The following is a 17,680-nucleotide window of genomic DNA, read 5'->3' on the forward strand; positions in this document are numbered from 1 at the left end:
TCTCAGTTATTCTGATAAATGTCTTTATACAGGCGACTTTCGAAACGAACCAAAGGTGCCCGGCGATTTTTTTGATCTTCGGGAGGCACTGCATAGCCCGACAAGAATTGGACAAATGCCATACGTTGCCCACTGGCGGTAGTAATAAATCCAGCCAGATTATATACGCCTTGTAATGCCCCAGTTTTAGCCGAAACCTTACCATCTACCCCCGCTTCGTGTAGCCCACCGCGATAACGTAATGTGCCGTCATAGCCTGATAATGGCAGCATCGAGATAAAGTTAAGCTCTTGGTCATGCTGAGCAATATATTGCAGTGCCTGCATCATGGTTGCCGGTGAAATCAGGTTATGGCGTGATAATCCCGAACCATCCACGACAATACTGTTCCCCAGATCCACACCCGCTTTTTGGCGTAAAACCTGACGTACAGCATCAGCGCCGGCGCGCCATGTACCCGGCACCCCAAAACGCTGATGACCAATCGTTCTGAACACGGTATCGGCAATCATGTTGTCAGATTTTTTCAACATGATCTTTAGCAAGTCATGTAGCGGCGCGGATTGTGCTTGTGCTAGCACGGTTCCTGCTGCATTTGGCGTAGTTTGGCGGCGCAAACTGCCGTCAATTTGGATCTCAGCTCTCTTCAGTTCATCTTTCAAAATAGCCCCGGCATAGCTGGCTCCATTTTGTACCGCAAAGGCCAATGGCAGCGGTTCGCTACGTTGTGTCAGGCAACCGGTAAGTGTGAAGCGGTTTAATTCACCTGGAACAACGTCTAACTCGCAATATTGTGCATCTGGCGAGCCTTTGGCTAAGGTACGAACTTCACTGAACATCTGCACTGGGTAATAGGAGGCAACACGAATAAATGCCATATCACCGGGATTGGGGGCGCTATAGAGAGAGACAGAAAAACAGTTACGGTCGACAATAGCCGCCGCTGGTGGGGCACTAAAGCATTGCGTCATGTCATTCCACGGCCAACCAGGGGCTTTGTCATGACTGGCAAAAACCGACGTATCAATGATCAAATCGCCTGCTATTTGCTTCACACCTGCTTTTCTTAGCGTCGCTACCATATTACGCAACTGCTGACGTGTTAAGGTGGGGTCGCCATCAAAACGCGCAATTAAATTGCCACGTAATACCCCATCGGTGATCGTACCGTGGCTTTCTAATGTGGTATTGAAGCGAAAATCAGGGCCAAGCTGTAACAGCGCGGCCAGCGCCGTCAGGACTTTTTGTGTACTGGCGGGCAGGGCCATTTGCTGGGCGTGATAGTCTATTGCCGGGGTGGTGGCCCCGATTTTTTGTACGACTAACGCAAGATTTGCCCCATCAGGCAGATATTGTGTGTAATTCTCAACCTGAGCCGCATTGGCGTTAGATATGCTGATATTGAGCGCAATAGCACAGGCCAATCCACTGACAATTCGTGAAAAATGCATAATTTCGGTATAACTGCTGAATAACGTGTTGCCATACTACGGTGCAACGAGGGCGAAAGTAAACGATGACCCTAAAGGAACTCTACGTTAAAATGCATATCAAAATGCAAAATTGATCCTGACTTGGGGTTTTGGCTCCGGGGGTGATTTTTTTTGTTTATCGCCTGGAGGCGGGTAGGGCATTAGGCTAGCCGCATTTTCATTCGAAAACGTTAGGATGACGGCTTTTTGAACAGGATAGATTTAGAGGTATTTAAAAGATGAAACAGATTCCGATGACGGTACGTGGCGCAGATAAATTGCGTGAAGAACTGGATTATTTAAAGGGCGTGCGTCGGCCTAAAATTATTTCTGATATTGCTGATGCCCGTGAGCATGGCGATTTAAAAGAAAATGCGGAATATCATGCAGCCCGCGAGCAGCAAGGGTTCTGTGAAGGCCGTATTCAAGAAATTGAAGCCAAGCTTTCTAATGCGCAGGTTATTGATATCACCAAAATGCCAAATAACGGCCGCGTTATTTTTGGCGCGACGGTGCGTGTATTAAATGTAGATAGCGAAGAAGAGCAGCAATACCGGATTGTGGGTGATGACGAAGCTGATTTTAAACAAAATCTTATTTCAGTTAACTCACCTATTGCTCGTGGCCTGATTGGTAAAGAAGTCGATGATGTGGTTGTTATTCGTACTCCAGGCGGCGAAGTAGAATATGAAATTCTTCATGTAGATTATGTGTAATACTTGTCCATCTGAATAGTAAGTACACATTTTTTATAAGAAATGAAGTTGTAAAGAAAAGTAAAAGGCCGCTCGCGGCCTTTTATCAGAACAAAGTGCATGGCACCTTTTCTATAAAACAGGCGTCATTAACGCGGTAAAATAATCTTGCGCTCTTTTGCTGGGCGATAGAGCACTAAAATATTACCGATGATTTGGACGTTAACGGCACCGGTCTCACGCACGATGGCATCAGCAATTAGGGCTTTGGTTTCACGCTCTTCAGCAGTGATCTTCACCTTAATAAGTTCATGATGTTCCAGCGTTTGTTCGATTTCAGCCAGCACCCCTTCGGTTAGCCCGTTATTGCCCAGCATTACTACTGGTTTTAACGGATGGGCCAAGCTTTTCAGGTGCTGTTTTTGTTTGTTATTCAGATTCATCGTCTTTTTTGCTTAAGTTGGGATTGAAAACGGTTCATTCTACCGCCATCTCATGTGTATCACCAAATCGGTCTACGTCGATTGGGGAGTTTACGCGAGCTAAGCAATAGATGCGCGGGCTCTTAATTAAGATAGTTGGAAAAAGAGATGTCTAATAAAAAGCGTTCGGCTAGCTCCAGTCGCTGGTTACAAGAACACTTTAGCGATAAATATGTAATTCAGGCGCAGAAAAAGGGGCTACGCTCCCGCGCCTGGTTTAAACTTGATGAAATACAACAGAGCGATAAGATTTTTAAACCGGGTATGACAGTCGTGGATTTAGGTGCTGCGCCTGGTGGTTGGTCCCAATATGTTGTAACCCAGATCGGTGGTAAAGGGCGGATCATCGCATGTGATCTTCTACCAATGGATCCTATCGTTGGTGTCGATTTCCTTCAGGGCGATTTTCGTGATGAACTGGTCCTGAAAGCTTTGCTTGAGCGTGTTGGGGATAAAAAAGTTCAGGTGGTCATGTCTGATATGGCCCCGAATATGAGTGGTACTCCGGCAGTCGATATACCTAAATCAATGTATCTGGTTGAATTAGCATTGGAAATGTGTCGTGATGTACTTGCACCAGGCGGAAGTTTCCTGGTGAAGGTGTTCCAGGGAGATGGCTTTGATGAATACCTACGGGAAATTCGCTCCCTGTTTACGAAAGTTAAGATTCGTAAGCCAGACGCTTCTCGTGCGCGATCGCGTGAAGTGTACATTGTAGCGACAGGGCGGAAACTGTAGTACCCTAACGCTGTTTGTTAACACAGTTGTAATATGAGGTTAATCCCTTGAGTGACATGGCGAAAAACCTAATTCTCTGGTTAGTTATTGCAGTCGTATTGATGTCTGTATTCCAGAGCTTTGGACCCAGCGAATCGAATGGCCGTAGAGTGGATTACTCTACTTTCATGTCCGATGTAACCCAAGACCAGGTTCGTGAAGCACGTATCAATGGACGTGAAATTAACGTCAGTAAGAAAGATAACAGCAAATATACGACTTTCATTCCGGTCAACGATCCAAAGCTGTTAGATGTCTTATTGACTAAAAATGTGAAAGTTGTTGGCGAGCCACCGGAAGAGCCGAGCTTGCTGGCCTCTATCTTTATTTCCTGGTTCCCAATGCTGTTGCTGATTGGGGTCTGGATCTTCTTTATGCGTCAAATGCAGGGCGGTGGCGGCAAAGGGGCGATGTCCTTTGGCAAGAGCAAAGCTCGCATGCTGACAGAAGATCAGATAAAAACCTCTTTTGCTGATGTCGCCGGTTGTGATGAAGCAAAAGAAGAAGTCAGTGAATTAGTTGAATACCTGCGTGAGCCAAGCCGCTTCCAGAAACTGGGCGGTAAGATTCCGAAAGGCGTGTTGATGGTCGGGCCTCCGGGTACCGGTAAAACCTTGCTGGCGAAAGCCATTGCAGGTGAGGCTAAAGTGCCATTCTTCACTATTTCCGGTTCTGACTTCGTAGAAATGTTCGTCGGTGTGGGTGCATCCCGTGTCCGTGACATGTTTGAACAGGCTAAGAAAGCCGCGCCTTGTATCATCTTTATCGATGAGATTGATGCGGTAGGCCGTCAGCGTGGTGCAGGTCTGGGTGGTGGTCATGACGAACGTGAACAGACGCTGAACCAAATGTTGGTTGAGATGGATGGCTTTGAAGGTAATGAAGGCATCATCGTCATCGCGGCAACTAACCGTCCAGACGTTCTTGACCCAGCGTTACTGCGTCCAGGCCGTTTCGACCGTCAGGTTGTGGTTGGCTTACCAGACGTCCGTGGCCGTGAACAGATTCTGAAAGTTCATATGCGTCGCGTGCCATTAGATATCGATATTGATGCTTCAGTTATCGCTCGTGGTACCCCAGGTTTCTCTGGTGCCGACTTGGCTAACTTGGTAAACGAAGCTGCGCTGTTTGCTGCTCGCGGTAACAAGCGCGTCGTTTCGATGGTTGAGTTCGAGAAAGCGAAAGACAAAATTATGATGGGTGCGGAACGTCGCTCCATGGTAATGACAGAAGCGCAGAAAGAATCGACGGCATATCATGAAGCAGGGCATGCGATCATTGGTCGTTTGGTACCTGAACATGACCCAGTACATAAAGTGACCATCATTCCACGTGGTCGTGCATTGGGTGTGACATTCTTCCTGCCGGAAGGTGATGCTATCAGTGCCAGCCGCCAGAAACTGGAAAGCCAGATTTCTACTTTGTATGGTGGTCGTCTTGCTGAAGAAATCATTTATGGTCCGGAAAAAGTTTCTACCGGCGCATCAAATGATATCAAAGTGGCTACGTCTATTGCGCGTAACATGGTGACACAGTGGGGCTTCTCCGAGAAACTGGGGCCATTGCTGTATGCTGAAGAAGAGGGCGAAGTGTTCCTTGGTCGCTCTATGGCGAAACCTAAGCATATGTCCGATGAAACCGCGCGTATTATCGATCAGGAAGTTAAAGTACTTATCGAGCGTAACTACGAGCGTGCACATAAATTGCTTTTAGAAAACATGGATGTATTGCACTCCATGAAAGATGCGCTGATGAAGTATGAAACCATTGATGCACCACAGATTGATGATTTGATGAATCGCAAAGAAGTCCGTCCGCCAGCCGGTTGGGATGATGCGAACAAAAATAAATCAACTGACAATGATAGTACGCCAAAGGCTCCTACGCCGGTTGATGAACCGCGTACCCCAACGCCAGGCAATACAATGTCAGAGCAGTTGGGCGATAAGTAAGTCTACTGTTGGCATCTAAAAGCGTTGTGATTAATATAAACCCCGAGCTTGCTCGGGGTTTTTCTTTTTCTGTTGTATAGAATCAAAGTGAATTGCCACTTTAAGGCGCTATTGCATGAAATTAATTGCCAGAGATCGGGTTTTGGATCTCACTCATCCGCAGGTTATGGGTATCCTGAATGTCACCCCGGATTCATTTTCGGATGGTGGGCATCACAATAATCTTGATAAAGCGCTGCAACATGCTCAACTGATGTTATCAGCAGGTGCTACGCTGATTGATATTGGTGGTGAATCTACCCGCCCCGGGGCTGCTGAAGTCAGTGAACAAGAAGAACTTGACCGAGTGGTGCCTGTGGTAGAAGCGTTGGCAAAACGTTTTGATGTCTGGCTATCGGTTGATACATCTAAAGCGGCTGTTATCACCGAATCGGCTGGTGTTGGTGCTCACTTAATTAATGATATTCGTTCATTACAAGAACCCGGCGCGCTTGATGCCGCCGCAAAAACCGGGTTGCCGGTATGCCTGATGCATATGCAAGGGCAACCACAAAGCATGCAGCAATCTCCCCATTACGATGACTTAATGGCCGATGTAAATCAGTTCTTTGAGCACCATATCGAGCGTTGTGTTGCGGCCGGTATCGCAAAAAGTAAATTGTTACTCGACCCAGGCTTCGGTTTCGGTAAAAATCTGGCGCATAATTACCAGCTATTGGCACATCTGGCTGAACTTCACCATTTTGGATTGCCACTGTTGGTGGGGATGTCACGGAAATCGATGGTAGGTCAGCTGTTGAATGTCCCGCCACAACAGCGGGTCATCGGGAGTGTCGCTTGCGCTGTTATTGCAGCAATGCAAGGCGCGCAGATTGTCAGAGTGCATGATGTCAAAGAAACTGTCGAGGCGATGCGTATCGTCGAGGCAACACTTTCAGCGAAGGGATAAACAAAAATTATGAGTAACCGTAAATACTTTGGTACAGATGGCATTCGCGGCAAAGTGGGTGACAGCCCGATTACGCCAGATTTTGTATTAAAGCTCGGCTGGGCCGCCGGTAAGGTGCTGGCTCGACATGGTTCTCGTAAAATTATCATTGGGAAGGATACGCGTATTTCTGGCTATATGCTGGAGTCCGCACTTGAAGCTGGCCTGGCTGCCGCTGGGTTATCTGCCTCATTTACTGGCCCAATGCCGACACCTGCAGTGGCTTATTTGACCCGAACTTTCCGCGCGGAAGCCGGTATCGTTATTTCGGCATCTCATAATCCTTTCTACGACAACGGCATTAAATTCTTCTCAATTGACGGCACTAAACTGCCGGATGATGTGGAAGAAGCCATTGAAGCCGAAATGGAAAAACCCTTAACCTGCGTAGAGTCCGCAGAGTTGGGTAAAGCAAACCGCATTGTGGATGCCGCGGGGCGTTACATTGAGTTTTGCAAAGGGACATTCCCCAGTGAACTCAGCTTAAATGAGCTGAAAATTGTGGTCGATTGCGCCAATGGCGCCACTTACCACATCGCGCCAAGTGTCTTGCGTGAATTGGGCGCAACCGTGATTACCATTGGTTGTGAGCCTGATGGTATGAACATCAACGAAGAATGTGGCGCTACAGATGTTCGTTTGCTGCAACAGCGAGTGCTTGCCGAAGGTGCCCATGTTGGTTTGGCATTTGACGGTGACGGCGACCGGTTGATGATGGTCGATCACTTGGGTAACAAGGTTGATGGCGACCAGATCCTCTATATTATTGCGCGAGAAGGGCTGCGTCAGGGGCAACTGAAAGGTGGGGCGGTTGGCACACTGATGAGCAATATGGGGCTGCAATTGGCGCTGAAAGAACTAGGCATTCCTTTTGTTCGTGCCAAAGTTGGCGACCGCTACGTTCTGGAAGCTATGCAGGAAAAAGGCTGGCGTATTGGTGCTGAAAACTCAGGCCACGTCATCCTGCTGGATAAAACCACAACCGGTGATGGCATTGTGGCTGGCTTACAGGTGCTTACTGCGATGGTGCGTAACCATATGAGTCTGCACGATCTGTGTAGCGGCATGAAGTTATTGCCACAAATTTTAGTGAATGTGCGTTTCTCGGGCGAACATAACCCACTGAAATCAGAGAAAGTTGAAGAAGTGACTCGCCAGGTTGAAAAAGAGCTGGGTGATCGTGGCAGGGTTCTGTTGCGTAAATCAGGTACTGAGCCATTAATCCGAGTGATGGTTGAAGGTGATGCGGAAGAATCACTGATTGCTGAAATGGCGAATCGAATTGCTGATGCAGTGAAAGCCGCAGGTTAACCATTTTTGCGGGGGAAGGGAGTTACTCTTCCCCTCTAAATTATGCTGAAGTTGAATAACTTGACGCTTTTTTCCGCAAATGAACCTCTGTTGTGAAATTGCCCTTGCGTGTACTAGACGCTTTGGTTAGTATTCACACCCGCTTAAGTGGGTGAATAAGTCCCCGCTTGATGGGTGAGAAGCATTTGGCATGCGGTGAACCCGCAAGGATACAGGTACAAATATGTACGAAGCTCTTCTGGTTATTTTCTTGCTGATTTCGATTGGGCTAGTAGCTCTGATCATGTTACAGCAAGGCAAAGGCGCGGATATGGGAGCCTCATTCGGAGCAGGTGCTTCTGCAACTCTGTTCGGTTCGAATGGTTCCGGTAACTTTATGACCCGTATGACGGCTGTATTGGCGACGCTGTTTTTCGTCATTAGCTTGATTTTGGGAAATATGAGCACCAACCAGGGCAATAAAGGTAGCGAATGGGAAAACTTGGGTCAGCCAGCAAAAACTGAGCAGACTACAGCGCCTGTAGCTCCGACTAAGCCGAGTAGTGATATCCCGCAGTAATGTTTCAAAAGCAGTAAAATAGAAAAAAAGATAGAAAGTTTTAAAATGGTTGTGATGACTTAAACAGTAAAAACAACCATTTGAATCAGTGCCGGGGTGGTGGAATTGGTAGACACGCTACCTTGAGGTGGTAGTGCCCGATTGGGCTTACGGGTTCAAGTCCCGTCCTCGGTACCAAATCAGACAGATAACTTGCTTTTTTGTCGTTATCAACGTAATATTTGCCACGTTTTCGGACGCGGGGTGGAGCAGCCTGGTAGCTCGTCGGGCTCATAACCCGAAGGTCGTCGGTTCAAATCCGGCCCCCGCAACCACTTTCCTAAAGTGTTTTTTTTCAAATGTTGTATTCGGTAGACCTCAGATACTTTCGATTTCAATTTGAAAAAAATACTTGTCAGAAAGTTGTACCGAAGCCGCTTTGCGGCAAACAGGGTCCAGTTGCATAAAGCCCCGAATTTCGGGGTTTTTTGTTATTTGACAGCAGAATCACTGGGCTATTAGGCCCTTTTTTTATGTCTTGGGGGTGGGCTTGTCCACATTAGAACAAAAGTTAACAGAGATAATTTCAGCACCGGTTGAGGCCTTAGGCTATGAATTAGTCGGCATCGAGTTCATCCGGGGGCGCCAATCGACGCTACGAATCTATATTGATAGTGACGACGGAATCACTGTTGATGCTTGTGCTGATGTCAGCCACCAGGTCAGCGCTGTATTGGACGTAGAAGATCCAATTACGGTCGCTTACAACTTAGAAGTTTCCTCTCCGGGCCTTGATCGCCCAATGTTCACTGCTGAACACTATACTCGTTACCTTGGTGAAGAAGTCACTTTGGTGCTGCGTATGGCAATGCAGAACCGCCGTAAATGGCAGGGCATTATCAAAGCCGTTGATGGTGAAATGATCACGGTTACTGTGGATGGAAAAGATGAAGTGTTCGCGCTGAGCAACATCCAGAAAGCGAACCTGGTACCCCACTTTTAAAGTTTGGATGAGGCAACTAGGATGAACAAAGAGATTCTGGCTGTTGTAGAAGCAGTTTCCAATGAGAAATCCCTTCCGCGCGAGAAGATTTTTGAGGCGTTGGAAACCGCTCTAGCGACAGCGACCAAGAAAAAATACGAACAAGAAATTGAAGTTCGCGTCAGCATCGACCGTAAAACCGGTGATTTCGACACCTTCCGTCGTTGGGTTGCTGTTGACGAAGTCACGATGCCAACACGTGAAATCACAATAGAGGCAGCTCAGTTTGAAGATCCTTCGCTCCAGTTGGGCGATTATGTTGAAGATCAAATTGAATCTGTCACTTTTGACCGCATTACCACTCAAACCGCCAAGCAAGTTATCGTACAAAAAGTACGTGAAGCTGAACGCGCTATGGTGGTTGAACAGTTCCGCCAATACTTGGGCGAAATTGTTACCGGTACAGTGAAAAAAGTTAACCGCGACAGTATTGCCCTGGATTTGGGTAATAATGCCGAAGCAGTTATTGGCCGCGAAGACATGCTACCGCGTGAAAACTTCCGTCCAGGCGACCGTATCCGTGGTGTTCTGTATGATGTGCGTCCAGAAGCTCGCGGCGCTCAGCTGTTTGTGAGCCGCTCACGCCCTGAAATGCTGGTTGAACTGTTCCGTATTGAAGTGCCAGAAATTGGCGAAGAATTGATCGAAATTAAAGCAGCTGCTCGTGATCCGGGTTCGCGTGCTAAAATTGCGGTTAAAACCAACGACAAACGTATCGATCCTGTCGGTGCTTGTGTTGGTATGCGTGGTGCCCGTGTTCAAGCTGTTTCCAGCGAACTTGGCGGCGAGCGCATTGATATTGTATTGTGGGATGATAATCCAGCCCAGTTTGTTATTAATGCCATGGCGCCAGCTGATGTTGCGTCAATTGTGGTTGATGAAGACAAACACACGATGGATGTTGCCGTTGAAGCCAGTAACCTGGCACAGGCAATCGGCCGTAATGGCCAGAACGTGCGTTTAGCTGCACAGCTGAGTGGCTGGGAACTGAACGTAATGACGGCGGACGATCTTCAGGCGAAGCATCAGGCCGAGGCTCATGCCGCTATTGATACCTTCACCAAATATCTTGATATCGATGAGGACTTTGCCACCGTTCTGGTAGAGGAAGGTTTCTCTTCTCTGGAAGAATTGGCTTACGTGCCAATGAAAGAACTTCTGGAAATCGATGGTCTTGACGAAGATACGGTTGAAGCGCTGCGTGACCGCGCCAAAGCTGCATTGACCACGCTGGCCCTGGCACAAGAAGAAAGTCTTGGCGACCAAAAACCCGCTGATGATCTGCTGAATTTAGCGGGTCTGGAACGTAGCATGGCATTCAAATTGGCTGCGCGCGGTGTGTGTACGCTGGAAGATCTTGCCGAGCAGGGTATCGACGATCTGGCAGATATTGAAGGGCTTAGCGATGAGCAAGCCGGCGAGCTGATTATGGCTGCACGTAATATCTGTTGGTTTGGCGATAACGCGTAATAAACTGTAGCAGGAAGGAACAGCATGACAGATGTAACCGTAAAATCGCTGGCAGCTGAGATTCAGACCCCAGTTGATCGCCTGGTACAGCAATTTGCTGATGCAGGGATCAAGAAGTCTGAAGTAGACTCAGTTACCCAGCAAGAAAAAGAGACACTGCTGGCACACTTAAACCGTGAACACGGTAGTGCGCCTAACAAACTCACGCTGCAACGCAAAACGCGTAGCACCTTGAATATTCCGAGCACCGGCGGAAAAAGTAAATCGGTGCAAATCGAGGTCCGCAAGAAACGCACTTATGTAAATACGCCGGAAGCTGAACAAGCGAAAGCGGAAGAGCAGGCACAGCGTGAAGCGGAAGAGCAGGCACAACGTGAAGCGGAAGCAGCAGCGCAGAAAATCGCTGAAGAAAAAGCTAAACGAGCGGCCGAAGAACAAGCCAAACGTGAGGCCGCTGAAAAAGCTAAACGCCAAGCAGCGGAAAAAGAAAAAGTGACGAATCAACAAACCGACGAAAAAACCAAGCCAGCTCAGACTGATAAAGCACGCCGTGAAGCTGAAGCTGCCGAGCTGAAACGCTCTGTAGAAGAAGAAACACGCCGTAAGGTCGAAGAAGACGCTAAACGCGTTGCTGAGGAAGCCCGTAAAATGGCAGCCGAAAACGAAGGTAAATGGCCAGAACCTGTGGCAGAGCAGACTGAATCTGCTGATTACCATGTGACCACTTCACAACATGCGCGCGCCGCGGAAGATGAAAACGACGCCAAAGTTGAAGGTGATCGCCGTAGCCGCACTCGTGGTGGTAAAGCAACTAAGCAGAAGAAAGGCAATAAACTCTCTGAGTCTAAAGCTGATCGCGAAGAAGCACGTGCTGTTGGCCGTAAAGGCAAACGTAAACCAAGCACCTTGCAGCAGAGCTTCAACAAGCCTGTTGTGGCAGTTAACCGCGACGTCGTCATTGGCGAGACAGTAACTGTTGCTGAATTGGCAAACAAAATGGCTGTTAAAGGCTCTCAGGTCATCAAAGCAATGATGAAACTGGGCGCAATGGCAACCATTAACCAGGTTATCGATCAGGAAACAGCCCAGCTGGTTGCTGAAGAGATGGGCCACAAAGTGATTCTGCGTCGTGAAAACGAACTGGAAGAAGCACTGATGAGCGACCGTGATACTGGCGCTGAAGCCGCTGCCGAGCATCGCGCTCCGGTGGTGACCATCATGGGCCACGTTGACCACGGTAAAACCTCTCTGCTGGATTACATCCGCTCCACGAAAGTGGCATCAGGTGAAGCCGGTGGTATTACTCAGCACATCGGTGCTTATCACGTTGAAACTGAAAACGGCATGATCACCTTCCTGGATACTCCAGGACACGCCGCATTTACTTCAATGCGTGCTCGTGGTGCTCAAGCGACTGATATCGTGGTGCTGGTTGTTGCAGCTGACGATGGCGTGATGCCACAGACTATCGAAGCTATTCAGCATGCCAAAGCAGCGAACGTGCCGGTTGTGGTAGCAGTGAACAAAATCGATAAGCCAGCTGCTGATCCAAACCGTGTTAAAACTGAATTGATTCAACACGGTATCATATCCGAAGATTTTGGCGGCGATGTTCCATTCATCGAGGTATCTGCGAAAGTCGGTACGGGTATTGATAACTTGCTACAAGCAATTCTGCTGCAAGCAGAAGTCATGGAACTGAAAGCAGTTCGTACTGGCATGGCAAGCGGTGTGGTTATCGAATCCTTCTTGGATAAAGGCCGTGGCCCAGTTGCTACCGTGCTGGTTCAACAAGGTACTCTGAACAAAGGCGATATCGTACTGTGTGGCTTTGAGTATGGCCGCGTGCGTGCGATGCGTGACGAGCTGGGCCGTGATATCACGTCTGCGGGTCCGTCTATTCCAGTTGAAATCCTGGGTCTGTCCAGTGTTCCGGCTGCTGGTGACGAAGTTACCGTAGTGCGTGACGAGAAAAAAGCGCGTGAAGTTGCACTGTATCGTCAGGGCAAATTCCGTGAAGTTAAGCTGGCTCGTCAGCAGAAATCCAAGCTGGAAAACATGTTTGCTAACATGACCGAAGGCGAAGTTTCTGAACTGAATATCGTCATCAAGTCTGACGTACAGGGTTCTTGTGAAGCTATCTGTGATTCACTGGAAAAACTGTCTACCGATGAAGTGAAAGTTCGCATTGTTGGTTCAGGCGTTGGTGGTATCACCGAAACTGATGCAACATTGGCAGCAGCTTCTGGCGCAATCATCCTTGGCTTTAACGTCCGTGCTGATGCTTCAGCGCGTCGTGTCGTTGAAACTGAAGGCTTGGATCTGCGTTACTACTCAGTTATTTATAGCCTGATCGACGAAGTTAAGCAGGCGATGAGTGGTATGCTGGCACCTGAATACAAACAGCAAATCATTGGTTTGGCTGAAGTTCGTGATGTATTTAAATCACCGAAATTTGGCGCCATTGCTGGTTGTATGGTGACTGAAGGTGTGATTAAGCGTAACAATCCAATCCGTGTTCTGCGCGACAACGTGGTTATCTATGAAGGCGAGCTGGAATCCCTGCGCCGCTTCAAAGATGACGTTAACGAAGTTCGTAATGGTATGGAATGTGGTATCGGCGTTAAGAACTACAATGACGTCCGTGCTGGTGATGTGATCGAAGTATTCGAAATTATCGAAATCAAACGTACCATCGCTTAACCACCTCTGATTTGCTTATATCCATTTGGGGGGCCTTGGCCCCCCAAATTGTCTGGAGAATCCAAATGGCAAAAGAATTCAGCCGTTCTCAGCGCGTTTCACAGGAAATGCAAAAAGAGATCGCTCTCATCCTACAGCGTGAAATCAAAGACCCTCGTGTTGGCATGGCTACCGTGTCTGGCATCGAACTGTCCCGCGATTTGGCGTACGCTAAAGTCTTTGTGACCTTCCTGAATGTGTTAACCGATAACGCTGATCCGGATACGGTTAAAAATGGCATTAAAGCACTGCAAGATGCTTCCGGCTATATCCGTACTCTGCTGGGTAAAGCGATGCGTTTGCGTATCGTGCCAGAATTGACCTTCGCTTATGATAACTCTCTGATTGAAGGGATGCGGATGTCTAACCTGGTGACTAACGTCATCAAAAATGATGTAGAACGTCAGGTTAATCCAGGTAGCGACGAGGAGAAGTAATGGGTCGTCCACGTCGTCGCGGCCGTGACATTAACGGCGTTCTGTTATTGGATAAGCCGCTGGGCCTCTCCTCTAATGACGTTTTGCAAAAAGTAAAACGTCTCTTTAGTGCTAACCGTGCAGGTCATACCGGTGCGCTTGACCCACTGGCAACCGGTATGCTGCCTATTTGCCTGGGTGAAGCGACCAAGTTTTCCCAATTTTTGCTCGATTCAGATAAACGTTATCGGGTTGTTGCTCGTTTAGGGCAGCGCACTGATACTTCGGATGCCGAAGGCGCGTTAATCAGTGAGCGGGAAGTCAATGTGACTCAGGCGCAGATGGATGCCGCTCTGGATAGTTTCCGTGGCGATAGCCAGCAAGTGCCGTCCATGTATTCTGCACTGAAGCATCAGGGTAAGCCGTTGTATGAATATGCCCGTCAGGGGATTGAAGTAGAACGTGAAGCTCGCAGTATTACGGTTTACGAATTGCAGTTTATCCGCTGGGAAGGCAACGATCTTGAGCTGGAAATTCATTGCTCTAAAGGAACTTACATTCGCACAATCATTGATGATCTGGGCGAATTGTTAGGTTGCGGTGCTCATGTGAGTTATCTGCGTCGATTGCAAGTGGCCACTTACCCCAGTGATCGCATGGTAACTTTAGAGCAATTGACGGCCATGGTTGAAACCGCACAGGCAGAAGGGCGTTCACCTAATCCTGAGCTAGATTTGCTGTTATTGCCGATGGACAGCGCAGTCTCAAACTTCCCTGAAGTCAATCTGTTACCCGCGGTTGCTGCGTATGTTAAGCAAGGGCAACCGGTGCATGTATCAGGTGCTCCTGGTGAAGGTATGGTGCGTATCACTGAAGGCGAAGAGCATAATTTCATTGGTATTGGCACCATTGCAGAGGATGGCCGTGTCGCTCCGAAGCGTTTGGTTGTGGAATACGCGGAGTAAGCCCAAGCGGCCTTTCTTGCGATCCCGCAGTTCAAAGAGTAGAATAGTGCGGCTTACATATTGGGTTGCTGAATTAGAGATCGGCGCCTGTCTTAATTTATCTATATATTTGGAGTTGTATCATGTCTCTAAGTGTTGAAGCGAAAGCTAAAATCGTTGCTGACTTCGGTCGCGGTGCCAATGACACCGGTTCAAGCGAAGTTCAGGTTGCTCTGTTGACTGCTCAAATTAACCATTTGCAAGGTCACTTCTCCGAGCACAAAAAAGATCACCACAGTCGTCGTGGTCTGCTGCGTATGGTATCCACGCGTCGTAAGCTGCTGGACTACCTGAAGCGTGAAGATGTAGCGCGTTATGCTTCCCTGATCGAGCGTCTGGGTCTGCGTCGCTAAGTCTGCGAGTTTCGGGAGAAAGGGGCCAAATTGGCCCCTTTTTTCTAAGAGCAATGATAAAATACGCTAGTATATTATTGTTGTTGTTTTATATTTTTATAAAATAGGATCTTCCGGTGCAGAGGTTCGCGCGGCTAATGAGAGACTTTAACTCAATCAGAGTTAAGGATTGTCATTAGTCGCGAGGATGCAGTGTGAAGGTATTAGTAACAGGTGGATGAGATCGTCAATACGATCCGGCACCGCATATAGTATAAGGATACTACTTTGCTGACTCCGATTATTCGTAAATTCCAGTACGGCCAACATACCGTCACTATTGAAACTGGCATGATGGCTCGCCAGGCAACTGCTGCTGTAATGGTAAGCATGGATGACACCGCAGTATTCGTTACTGTTGTTGGCCAAAAGAAAGCTAAACCAGGCCAGAGCTTCTTCCCTCTGACTGTTAACTATCAGGAGCGTACTTACGCTGCTGGCCGTATCCCAGGCAGCTTCTTCCGTCGTGAAGGCCGCCCAAGTGAAGGCGAAACACTGACTTCACGTCTGATTGACCGCCCGATTCGTCCACTGTTCCCAGACAGCTTCCTGAACGAAGTTCAGGTTATTGCGACCGTTGTTTCTGTTAACCCACAAGTTAACCCAGACATCGTGGCACTGATTGGTGCATCAGCTGCGCTGAGCCTGTCAGGCATTCCATTCAACGGCCCTATCGGTGCTGCTCGCGTTGGTTTCATCAACGACCAGTACGTACTGAACCCAACCACTGACGAGCTGAAAGAAAGCCGTCTGGACTTGGTTGTTGCCGGTACTGCTGCTGCGGTATTGATGGTTGAATCTGAAGCAGACATCTTGTCCGAAGATCAAATGTTGGGCGCGGTTGTCTTCGGCCACGAACAACAGCAAGTTGTGATTGAAAACATCAATGCACTGGTTGCCGAAGCAGGTAAACCTAAGTGGGATTGGCAGCCAGAAGTTGTTAACGAAGAGCTGCATGCGCGTGTTGCTGTATTGGCTGCAACTCGTCTGGGTGATGCCTATCGCATTACTGAGAAACAAGAGCGTTACGAACAAGTCAATGCTATCAAAGCTGACGTCACTGACACACTTTTGGCGCAAGACGATACTTTAGATGCTGCGGAAATTCAGGATATCCTGGGCAGCGTTGAGAAAGATGTTGTTCGTAGCCGTGTATTACGTGGCGAACCACGTATCGATGGTCGCGAAAAAGACATGATCCGTGGCCTGGATGTGCGTACTGGTGTCTTGCCTCGTACCCATGGTTCTGCGTTGTTCACCCGTGGTGAAACTCAGGCATTGGTTACCGCAACACTGGGTACGGCTCGTGATGCGCAAAATATTGATGAGCTGATGGGTGAGCGTACTGACTCATTCCTGCTACACTATAATTTCCCTCCATATTCTGTTGGTGAAACAGGTATGGTTGGTTCACCGAAGCGTCGTGAGATTGGCCATGGCCGTCTGGCGAAACGCGGTGTGATGGCAGTGATGCCAAGCCCGAGCGAATTCCCTTACACTGTACGTGTGGTTTCTGAAATCACCGAGTCTAACGGTTCTTCCTCAATGGCTTCTGTCTGTGGCGCTTCTCTGGCCCTGATGGATGCAGGTGTGCCAATTAAAGCCGCTGTTGCAGGTATCGCAATGGGTCTGGTTAAAGATGAAGAAAACTTTGTGGTTCTGTCTGACATTCTGGGTGACGAAGATCACTTGGGCGACATGGACTTTAAAGTGGCCGGTAGCCGTGACGGTATCACCGCACTGCAAATGGACATTAAAATTGAAGGTATCACCCGCGAAATCATGCAGGTGGCTCTGAACCAGGCTAAGGGTGCGCGTCTGCACATTCTGGGTGTTATGGAACAGGCTATCAGCACACCTCGTGGCGATATCTCTGAGTTTGCTCCACGTATCTACACCATGAAAATCAATCCTGAGAAAATCAAGGATGTGATCGGTAAAGGTGGTTCTGTGATTCGTGCACTGACTGATGAAACTGGCACCACGATTGAAATCGAAGATGATGGTACCATTAAGATTGCAGCAACAGACGGCGATAAAGCGAAACACGCTATCCGTCGTATTGAAGAAATTACTGCTGAAATCGAAGTGGGCCGTATCTATGCGGGTAAAGTTACTCGTATCGTTGATTTCGGTGCATTTGTTGCTATCGGCGGCGGTAAAGAAGGTCTGGTTCACATTTCCCAAATCGCTGATAAGCGCGTAGAGAAAGTGACTGACTATCTGCAAATGGGCCAAGAAGTGCCAGTGAAAGTAATGGAAGTTGATCGTCAGGGCCGTATCCGCCTGAGCATCAAAGAAGCCACTACTCCTGACGCAGAAGCACCGGCACCAGAAGCAGCAGAGTAATTTAGTATTCCACAGCTCCTTACTCATTAGTGGGGAGCTGTGTTATCTCG

General features: G+C 48.3%; 15 protein-coding genes and 2 tRNA genes. 15 read left to right on the plus strand and 2 right to left on the minus strand.

Annotation, left to right across the window (positions count from 1 at the left end):
- Positions 1 to 2: 2 nt before the first annotated feature.
- Positions 3 to 1,451 (minus strand): serine-type D-Ala-D-Ala carboxypeptidase, encoded by a 1,449-nt coding sequence (dacB, locus tag FTA96_RS11945; protein ID WP_050121735.1) that lies wholly within the window; start codon positions 1,449 to 1,451, stop codon positions 3 to 5.
- A gap of 260 nt (positions 1,452 to 1,711) precedes the next feature.
- Between dacB and greA the strand changes: the two genes are divergently transcribed.
- Complete coding sequence (gene greA / locus FTA96_RS11950; RefSeq protein WP_004707053.1) at positions 1,712 to 2,188, plus strand: transcription elongation factor GreA; 477 nt, start codon at positions 1,712 to 1,714, stop codon at positions 2,186 to 2,188.
- A 128-nt stretch (positions 2,189 to 2,316) separates the two neighbouring features.
- Here the strand turns inward: greA and yhbY are convergent, their stop codons facing one another.
- Positions 2,317 to 2,610 carry a ribosome assembly RNA-binding protein YhbY gene (yhbY, locus tag FTA96_RS11955; protein WP_004389225.1) on the minus strand — a complete coding sequence of 98 codons (294 nt, stop codon included), beginning with the start codon at positions 2,608 to 2,610 and terminating at the stop codon, positions 2,317 to 2,319.
- A 147-nt stretch (positions 2,611 to 2,757) separates the two neighbouring features.
- Between yhbY and rlmE the strand changes: the two genes are divergently transcribed.
- From rlmE to pnp, 14 genes are all read left to right on the plus strand, one after another.
- Positions 2,758 to 3,387: a 23S rRNA (uridine(2552)-2'-O)-methyltransferase RlmE gene (gene rlmE / locus FTA96_RS11960; RefSeq protein ID WP_050110318.1), complete on the plus strand. Its 630-nt coding sequence runs from the start codon at positions 2,758 to 2,760 to the stop codon at positions 3,385 to 3,387.
- 56 nt (positions 3,388 to 3,443) lie between these two features.
- Positions 3,444 to 5,378 (plus strand): ATP-dependent zinc metalloprotease FtsH, encoded by a 1,935-nt coding sequence (gene ftsH, locus FTA96_RS11965; RefSeq protein ID WP_050121734.1) that lies wholly within the window; start codon positions 3,444 to 3,446, stop codon positions 5,376 to 5,378.
- Positions 5,379 to 5,493: 115 nt separating this feature from the next.
- On the plus strand, positions 5,494 to 6,327 hold the full coding sequence (folP, locus tag FTA96_RS11970; protein WP_050146955.1) for a dihydropteroate synthase: 834 nt from the start codon (positions 5,494 to 5,496) through the stop codon (positions 6,325 to 6,327).
- A 9-nt stretch (positions 6,328 to 6,336) separates the two neighbouring features.
- On the plus strand, positions 6,337 to 7,677 hold the full coding sequence (glmM, locus tag FTA96_RS11975) for a phosphoglucosamine mutase (protein WP_050110315.1): 1,341 nt from the start codon (positions 6,337 to 6,339) through the stop codon (positions 7,675 to 7,677).
- A gap of 223 nt (positions 7,678 to 7,900) precedes the next feature.
- A complete protein-coding gene (secG, locus tag FTA96_RS11980; RefSeq protein ID WP_004707058.1) occupies positions 7,901 to 8,236 on the plus strand; it encodes a preprotein translocase subunit SecG in 336 nt (111 codons plus the stop codon).
- A 90-nt stretch (positions 8,237 to 8,326) separates the two neighbouring features.
- Positions 8,327 to 8,413, plus strand: a tRNA-Leu gene (locus FTA96_RS11985).
- Positions 8,414 to 8,473: 60 nt separating this feature from the next.
- Positions 8,474 to 8,550, plus strand: a tRNA-Met gene (locus FTA96_RS11990).
- A 215-nt stretch (positions 8,551 to 8,765) separates the two neighbouring features.
- Positions 8,766 to 9,218, plus strand: coding sequence for a ribosome maturation factor RimP (rimP, locus tag FTA96_RS11995; RefSeq protein ID WP_002222054.1), 453 nt, complete (start codon positions 8,766 to 8,768; stop codon positions 9,216 to 9,218).
- A 21-nt stretch (positions 9,219 to 9,239) separates the two neighbouring features.
- On the plus strand, positions 9,240 to 10,727 hold the full coding sequence (gene nusA / locus FTA96_RS12000) for a transcription termination factor NusA (RefSeq protein WP_050110314.1): 1,488 nt from the start codon (positions 9,240 to 9,242) through the stop codon (positions 10,725 to 10,727).
- 24 nt (positions 10,728 to 10,751) lie between these two features.
- The gene (gene infB / locus FTA96_RS12005) at positions 10,752 to 13,430 is read left to right on the plus strand and encodes a translation initiation factor IF-2 (protein ID WP_050110313.1); all 2,679 of its coding nucleotides are present in this window, start codon (positions 10,752 to 10,754) and stop codon (positions 13,428 to 13,430) included.
- Between the two features lie 65 nt (positions 13,431 to 13,495).
- The gene (gene rbfA / locus FTA96_RS12010; protein ID WP_005175393.1) at positions 13,496 to 13,906 is read left to right on the plus strand and encodes a 30S ribosome-binding factor RbfA; all 411 of its coding nucleotides are present in this window, start codon (positions 13,496 to 13,498) and stop codon (positions 13,904 to 13,906) included.
- Positions 13,906 to 14,850 carry a tRNA pseudouridine(55) synthase TruB gene (truB, locus tag FTA96_RS12015; protein ID WP_145536750.1) on the plus strand — a complete coding sequence of 315 codons (945 nt, stop codon included), beginning with the start codon at positions 13,906 to 13,908 and terminating at the stop codon, positions 14,848 to 14,850. The genes rbfA and truB overlap by 1 nt, the downstream gene beginning before the upstream one ends.
- A gap of 122 nt (positions 14,851 to 14,972) precedes the next feature.
- A complete protein-coding gene (gene rpsO, locus FTA96_RS12020) occupies positions 14,973 to 15,242 on the plus strand; it encodes a 30S ribosomal protein S15 (protein ID WP_004707062.1) in 270 nt (89 codons plus the stop codon).
- Between the two features lie 267 nt (positions 15,243 to 15,509).
- On the plus strand, positions 15,510 to 17,630 hold the full coding sequence (gene pnp, locus FTA96_RS12025) for a polyribonucleotide nucleotidyltransferase (protein WP_050110311.1): 2,121 nt from the start codon (positions 15,510 to 15,512) through the stop codon (positions 17,628 to 17,630).
- Positions 17,631 to 17,680: the final 50 nt, after the last annotated feature.

It is taken from the genome of Yersinia alsatica (assembly GCF_902170305.1).
GTDB lineage: Bacteria > Pseudomonadota > Gammaproteobacteria > Enterobacterales > Enterobacteriaceae > Yersinia > Yersinia alsatica.

Coding starts and splice junctions, on each gene's coding strand:
- dacB (WP_050121735.1), bottom strand. CDS start 1,451: ATGCATTTTTCACGAATTGTCAGTGGATTGGCCTGTGCTATTGCGCTC.
- greA (WP_004707053.1), top strand. CDS start 1,712: ATGAAACAGATTCCGATGACGGTACGTGGCGCAGATAAATTGCGTGAA.
- yhbY (WP_004389225.1), bottom strand. CDS start 2,610: ATGAATCTGAATAACAAACAAAAACAGCACCTGAAAAGCTTGGCCCAT.
- rlmE (WP_050110318.1), top strand. CDS start 2,758: ATGTCTAATAAAAAGCGTTCGGCTAGCTCCAGTCGCTGGTTACAAGAA.
- ftsH (WP_050121734.1), top strand. CDS start 3,444: ATGGCGAAAAACCTAATTCTCTGGTTAGTTATTGCAGTCGTATTGATG.
- folP (WP_050146955.1), top strand. CDS start 5,494: ATGAAATTAATTGCCAGAGATCGGGTTTTGGATCTCACTCATCCGCAG.
- glmM (WP_050110315.1), top strand. CDS start 6,337: ATGAGTAACCGTAAATACTTTGGTACAGATGGCATTCGCGGCAAAGTG.
- secG (WP_004707058.1), top strand. CDS start 7,901: ATGTACGAAGCTCTTCTGGTTATTTTCTTGCTGATTTCGATTGGGCTA.
- nusA (WP_050110314.1), top strand. CDS start 9,240: ATGAACAAAGAGATTCTGGCTGTTGTAGAAGCAGTTTCCAATGAGAAA.
- infB (WP_050110313.1), top strand. CDS start 10,752: ATGACAGATGTAACCGTAAAATCGCTGGCAGCTGAGATTCAGACCCCA.
- rbfA (WP_005175393.1), top strand. CDS start 13,496: ATGGCAAAAGAATTCAGCCGTTCTCAGCGCGTTTCACAGGAAATGCAA.
- truB (WP_145536750.1), top strand. CDS start 13,906: ATGGGTCGTCCACGTCGTCGCGGCCGTGACATTAACGGCGTTCTGTTA.
- rpsO (WP_004707062.1), top strand. CDS start 14,973: ATGTCTCTAAGTGTTGAAGCGAAAGCTAAAATCGTTGCTGACTTCGGT.